Source organism: Luteococcus sp., assembly GCF_043424415.1.
Lineage (GTDB): Bacteria > Actinomycetota > Actinomycetes > Propionibacteriales > Propionibacteriaceae > Luteococcus.
The window spans coordinates 1-5,464 of the sequence record NZ_JBHWOO010000015.1; the positions used below are offsets into that span (position 1 = coordinate 1).

At 68.5% G+C, this 5,464-nt stretch carries 5 protein-coding genes; 2 read left to right on the plus strand and 3 right to left on the minus strand.

From position 1 onward, the window contains the following. The coding region (locus ACHFFZ_RS00550) for a DsbA family protein (RefSeq protein ID WP_394274715.1) at positions 1-678 on the minus strand (678 nt) is incomplete at its 3' end. Between the two features lie 111 nt (positions 679-789). On the opposite strand from ACHFFZ_RS00550, the gene ACHFFZ_RS00555 reads away from it, so the two are divergent. Both ACHFFZ_RS00555 and ACHFFZ_RS00560 read left to right on the plus strand, forming a co-directional pair. Next, positions 790-1,410 (plus strand): TetR/AcrR family transcriptional regulator, encoded by a 621-nt coding sequence (locus ACHFFZ_RS00555; protein ID WP_123575040.1) that lies wholly within the window; start codon positions 790-792, stop codon positions 1,408-1,410. Beyond that, positions 1,407-1,829 carry a hypothetical protein gene (locus ACHFFZ_RS00560; protein ID WP_394274716.1) on the plus strand — a complete coding sequence of 141 codons (423 nt, stop codon included), beginning with the start codon at positions 1,407-1,409 and terminating at the stop codon, positions 1,827-1,829. The genes ACHFFZ_RS00555 and ACHFFZ_RS00560 overlap by 4 nt, the downstream gene beginning before the upstream one ends. Before the next feature lie 36 nt (positions 1,830-1,865). Here ACHFFZ_RS00560 and ACHFFZ_RS00565 read toward each other — a convergent pair whose 3' ends face one another. Both ACHFFZ_RS00565 and ACHFFZ_RS00570 read right to left on the minus strand, forming a co-directional pair. Beyond that, positions 1,866-2,906, minus strand: coding sequence for a hypothetical protein (locus ACHFFZ_RS00565; protein WP_394274717.1), 1,041 nt, complete (start codon positions 2,904-2,906; stop codon positions 1,866-1,868). A gap of 125 nt (positions 2,907-3,031) precedes the next feature. Further along, positions 3,032-5,464 (minus strand): FAD-binding and (Fe-S)-binding domain-containing protein (locus ACHFFZ_RS00570; protein ID WP_394274718.1); only part of this gene is annotated, 2,433 nt, incomplete at its 5' end.

A 5,464-nucleotide genomic window follows, 5' to 3' on the forward strand; every position in this document is an offset into this window, starting at 1 on the left:
CAGCGGCTGGACCTGCGGGTGCAGCTCTCTCCAGGCCTGGCTGAGTGCCTGCTCGAGGGCCTCGGCCGGCTGGGCGCCGGAGATGCCGTACTTGTTGGCCAGCACGAAGAAGGGCACGCCCTGGATGCCGAGGTGGCCGGCGAGGTTGATGTCGTTCTGGACGGTCTGGTCGAGTTTCTCGGCCACGGGGCCGTCGCCGACGGCAGTGCGAGCGGCATCCTCCTCGAGGCCCGCCTCGACGGCCAGCCGCACCAACACCTCCGGATCGCCGGTGGACTCCCCGTCGGTGAAGTGGGCCTTGAGCAGCGCCATCTTCAGCCGGTGCATCGTGTCGCCCTGCTGGTCCTCGACGCGCGCGGCATGCAAGAGCCGATGGGCCCGGCGACTGTTCGCCACCTGCACGCGATCGAAGTCCAGCACGAGGCCCTCGGTGGCGCCGGCGGCGCGCACCTGCTCGAACATCTGCTCCACCTGGGCCTTCGGCATCTGCTTGCTGGTAGCCAGGTAGTCGGCTTCGGTTCCGGCGAAGGTATCGGGAAGCGACGGGTCCAGCTGGTAGCTGTGCAGACGCACGCTCACCTCGTCGCGGTGCTCGAAGCCATCGAGTGCCTTCTGGAAACGGGTGAGCCCGATGAAGCACCACGGGCACGCAATGTCGGACCAGGTGTCGATCTCCATGCCCGCACAACCCTTTGGTGGCCGTCGTTGTTCCCGACAGGCTCAGCTGACCATGGCGGTCTATCCTTCTCATGTGGCTAACGATCGTTAGCCTCTGTGGAGGGGAGTCCGATGGACACGAGGGAACGGCTGGTCCGGGCAGCGCAGGAGTCCTTCGCCGTGCGCGGCTACGATGCGACGTCGATCCGCCGGCTGGCGCAGGTCGTCGGGATCAAGGAGAGTTCGGTCTACAAGCACTTCCGCAGCAAGGAGGAGATCCTGGCTGCAGTCCTGGACCGAGCGCGCGACCAGATGGAAAGCACCGCCGCTGGCCTGCAGGTCTCCTTCACCGATCCGACGCGGGCGGCCGACCAGCTGGCCGGGTTGGGCTCGGATTCCCTGCTGCATGTGGCCCAGGCCCTGATGGACGCGTGGCTGCATGATCCCGACGTGGTCGTGGCACGCCGGGTGCTCACCCTGGAGCAGTACCGCACACCCGAGGTCGGGCGACGACTGCGGGACTGGATGGTCAACGATGCCGTCGCCCACCAGAGCATCCTCTTCGCCGCGCTGATGGAGCAGGGGCTCTTCCTTGCGGCCGATCCCCGGGCTGTCGCCTTGGCCTTCTGGGGCCCCGTGCTCGCGATCCTCATCGCCGCGGAGGCCGGCGACGAGGAGTTGGCCCGTGAACGGTTGCGGCTCCACGTCGAGCACTTCACCACGACCCACGTCGTCGAAAGGGCAGCATCATGAGGATCCCAGCCACACTCCATCTGGGCCTGGCCGTCTTCCAGGCGCTGTCGACGGTGCTCGGTGTCGTCACCCTGCTGTTCACCCCCCAGGCCTATGAGTTCATGCTCCGGGACACGATCTTCGCGGGTCAGTACGTCCTGGCGGCACTCCTGCTCGGTGGGATCGTCGGCGGAGCACAGTGGGCGGCCGTTGCCCTGCACGTGCGTCGTTCCGACTGGTGGTTGCTCGGACACTGTGCCGCCGGCGTGGTCATGGTCGGCTGGATCGTCGGCGAATGCCTGGTGCTGGACTCCTTCATCTGGCCGCACGCAGTGTGGGGAGGTCTGGGGCTCACCCAGATCCTGGCGGTCACCCTCGCGCTCGACGTCCTGGGACGGCATCCCCGTCGGGGCACATTGAGGCGGAAAAGTGCGCATTGAGGCCAGTGGGAACACCTCAATGTGAACCGAAGGGTCTCAATCTGCGCCGAGGTCGTGGCGGGGGAGCAGGTCTCGGCTGCCGGCAAGGATGGGCGCCATCTCCTCGATCTGCTCTGCGTTGAACTTCTTGACGCGGGCCTGCACCCAGCGGTGCTTCACGTCGAGGCGCCGCACACGGTTGTCGTGGAGGTAGGCCATCAGGCGTGGGGTCGTGACACCGTGCCCAACCTGCTGGTTTCCGGCCCGAACCTCGAAGTCGTCGTCGAAGTCCAACCACTCGGTGTGCACATTGCCCCGATCGACCAGCGGCTTGCGTGCATAGTGCACATGGTCCGGCACCGGCCTCAGGGTGGGGACCAGCACGACGCCTCCCGTCGCGGTCTCGAGTGCGACGAAGCCCACGCCGTCGACGGTTCCGGTCACCTGCCGGCCAACCATGGTGTTGGGCCACGCGTCCCACAGGTGGAAGAGGATCTCCTGCCCGGGTGGGCCGACGTGCCACCCGCGACGGACGAATTCGCTGGGCAGCACCTTATCGGGAAGGATCGGTTCGGGGGTCACGAAGTCATCCAGGAGCCCCAGGTCCAGACGTTCCTGAACCAGGGTGTTGAATGCGCGCAGTGTGGCCGCTCGCTCGTTGTTGCGGCGCGATGACACGGAGAAACCGGTCATCACCCGACGCCCGTCGATCCACACGGTGAGGGGGTCTCGCTTGCTGGTGTGCTCGACGAGCCAGGCCCACAGCTCGTCGTCCAGCGGCGCCTTGGCAAAGCGCGGTTCTGCTGCGAAGACGCGCCAGAGGCGCCCGTCATAGGGGTCATCCTCGGCTGGGACGGGCAGATCCATCTGTGGGCACCCGGTCACCTCGGAGATCGGGTGGAAGAAGTCCTCGCCCACGAGCATCGGCATCAGCGGCACTGTCAGCTCACACGCCAGGAACCACGCCAACACCTCTTCCTGGACAGCACCTGCGGGTACCTCCGCCGCGCTGAGTGGGCCGCGCATCCGGTAGACCGTGGGTGTGGTGGTCTGGTCGATGGCGGAGATACAGAGTCCCAGAGCGCGGTACCTGGGCATGGTCGTGCCCAGACGAGTGTTGTCCCACCTCTCCCGCCAGACCAGCTCGGGCGCCTTCGGCCCCCGTCTCGACCACCACCCCATGGGCTCGAAGCTACCGCATCGTATTGAGGCTCCCGCCGGACTCAGCGATGTGCCGCCAGCAGCTCGCCGAGGGTCATCGCGTCACGGGCCTCCAGGTCCTTGACCTGCTTGCGGCAGCTGAAGCCGTCGGCCAGCACGATCGCATCGGGGTGCTTGTGCAGGGCGGGCAGCAGGTCGTGCTCGGCCACCTTCACGCTCACCTCGTAGTGACCCTTCTCGACGCCGAAGTTGCCGGCCAGACCACAGCAGCCGCCCAGCGTGATGACCTCGGCGCCGGTCCGCTCCAGGATGGCGGCATCGGCGGCCCAGCCCAGCACCGACGCATGGTGGCAGTGCGGCTGCGCGATGACGGTGTGCCCCGAAAGGTCCGGGAGCTCCAGGTCCTCGACGGTGGACAGCAGCTCCGCCAGCGTGTGGATGCCGTCTGCCACCGGCTGCACCCGCTCGTCGCCGTGCAGCAATTCCTTGGCGTCGCTGCGCCACACGGCCATGCAGCTGGGCTCCAGCCCGACGATCGGGATCCCCGCCTCGACGATCGGATGGAGGATGTCCAGCGCATTGCGGAGCTGCTTGCGCGCGCCGTCGAGCTGTCCGGTGGTGATCCAGGTCAGACCGCAGCAGGCATTCTCCTGCAGCACCCGCGGCTCGAAACCGGCGCGGACCAGCGTCTGCACCAGCCCGGCGAGCTGGTTGCCGACGAAGGCATCGGTGAAGGAGTCCACCCAGATGACGCACTCCTTGCGAAGGGCCTCGACAGGCTCGGCCACCGCGGTCGCCTCGGGCTTCTCGTAGGGGCTGGGTGTCGTGTCGCCGGTGTGCTGGGTGGCCTCGACGGGCTCAGCCATCGTGGTTGGTTTGCTATCGGCCAGCGTGGTGGGGTTGGGCTCGGCCATCGTCCCCTCGACAAGCTCGGGGAGCGTGGTGAACTGCTTGCGGGCACTGCCGGCAACGCGGAACTCGGGCATCGGGCGACGCTGGTCCACCCCGGCGGCCCAGCGGATCAGGTGCTTGGTGCCGGGCAACTGGGTGCCCAGGTTGGCGATGGCACCCACCCCGGGAACCTTGGTCACCAACCGGCCCCAGCGCGGCAACCAGCCCAGCGCGTAGTGGCTCATCGGACGAAGCCGTCCCTTGTAGCTCTCGTACAGCACCCGCGACTTGTAGGAGGGCATGTCGATCCCCGTCGGGCAGTCCGACGAGCAGCCCTTGCAGCTCAGGCAGAGGTCCAGCGCCTCGTGCACCTCCGGGGACCGCCACCCCTGGCTGACCAGCGAACCGTTGACCATCTCCTGCAGCACGCGCGCCCGGCCACGGGTGGCGTCCTTCTCGTTGCGGGTCGCCTGGAAGGAGGGGCACATCACGCCGCCACCGGCGGTGGAGTCGGCCAGGCACTTGCCGACGCCGGTGCACTGGTGCACGGCGGTCACGAAGTCCGGGTCCTCCAGGCGTAGCGGGGAGTTGATGGTCGCGGCGACGCGGATGTCCGCCTCGACGGGAACCGGATCGACGAGCACGCCCGGGTTGAGCAGGTTCTTCGGGTCGAAGAGCTGCTTGACCTGCCCGAACAGGCCGATCGCCTCGGGGGAGTACATGGCCGGCAGCAGCGCCGAGCGGGCCCGTCCGTCGCCGTGCTCGCCGCTCATCGAGCCGCCGTGGCTGGCAGCGAGCCGGGCGGCCTCCTCGACGAAGCGGCGGTAGGCGGCCGGCCCCCCGGGCCGGTCCAGCGGGAAGTCGATGCGGCAGTGGACGCAGCCGTCACCGAAGTGGCCATAGGGCAGGCCCTGCAGGCCGTGCTCGGTCAGCAGCGCGTCGAAGTCGCGCAGGTAGTCGCCCAGCCGCTCGGGCGGCACCGCGGCATCCTCCCAGCCGGCATAGGCCGGGTTCTCCAGGCTCACCCCGGCCAGGCCGGCACCGTCGGCGCGGATCTTCCACAGCTGCGCCGCCAGGGCCGGGTCGTCGACCACCCAGCCCTCGAGCGCATGGCAGGCATCCACCAGCGCCTGGCAACGGGCGCGCACCTCGTCACGGTCCTCACCAACCAGCTCGACGAAGACCCAGCCGTCGCCGCGGGGCAGCGCGGGCAGGGCGGAGCTGCCGTGCTGGCGCTCCACCACCTCGTAGATACGACGGTCCATGCCCTCGCAGGCCACAGGGGAGTGCTTGAGGATGGTGGGCATCTCGTCGGCGGCCTCCGGCATCGACGGATAACCCAGCGCCACCATCATGCTCACCGGGGCGTCGGCCACCAGTCGCACCGTCGCCGACGTGATGACGCCCAGCGTCCCCTCGGTGCCGCTGAAGAACTTGGCGACGTCGAAGCCCTTCTCGGGCAGCAGGTGTTCCAGCGAGTAGCCGGAGACCTGCCGGCTGAAGTGCCCGAACTCGGTGCGGATGGTGCCCAGGTTGGCGGCGACGAGGTCCCGCAGCGCCGGCAGGGGAGCGGCGTCGGAGCCGCCGGTGCCCAGCCGGAGGAG